Source organism: Vibrio sp. 1249-1, from assembly GCF_033340495.1.
Genome location: NZ_JAWOWJ010000850.1, coordinates 1 through 589, shown reverse-complemented (window position 1 = coordinate 589; position 589 = coordinate 1). Strand labels below are relative to the sequence as shown.

Genomic DNA, 589 nt, shown 5'->3' with positions numbered 1-589 from the left:
CCTTGGCACACCGTGGTATTTGGAAGAAGAGCGCAGACAACTCTTACGAAGCGCGTGGTAAACGCCTTGGCATCATTGGTTACGGCCATATCGGTACTCAGCTGGGCATTATTGCTGAAAACTTAGGTATGCGCGTGTACTACTACGATATCGAAAACAAACTATCACTTGGCAACGCAACGCAAATCCACACGATGAGCGAGCTGCTAAACAAATGTGATGTTATTTCGCTGCACGTACCAGAAACACCTGAAACGAAGAATATGATGGGCGAAGAAGAATTTGCTCGCATGAAGCCTGGCGCAATCTTCATCAACGCCGCTCGCGGTACCGTTGTTGATATTCCTGCGCTTTGCCACAGCCTAGAAGCAGGTCACTTAGCTGGCGCAGCAATCGACGTATTCCCAGTAGAACCAAAAACAAACGCTGACCCGTTTGAATCTCCACTACAGAAATTCGATAACGTCATTCTAACGCCACACGTGGGCGGCTCTACTCAAGAAGCACAAGAAAACATCGGCGTGGAAGTTGCGGGTAAACTGGCGAAATATTCAGATAATGGTTCAACACTATCAAGCGTTAACTTCCC

General features: G+C 47.9%; 1 protein-coding gene. It reads left to right on the top strand.

All coding sequences use genetic code 11. The annotated features are described in order from the left end of the window. A partial coding sequence (locus tag R7Z50_RS29275) for an NAD(P)-dependent oxidoreductase (RefSeq protein ID WP_318149987.1) occupies positions 1-589 on the top strand: 589 nt, incomplete at both ends.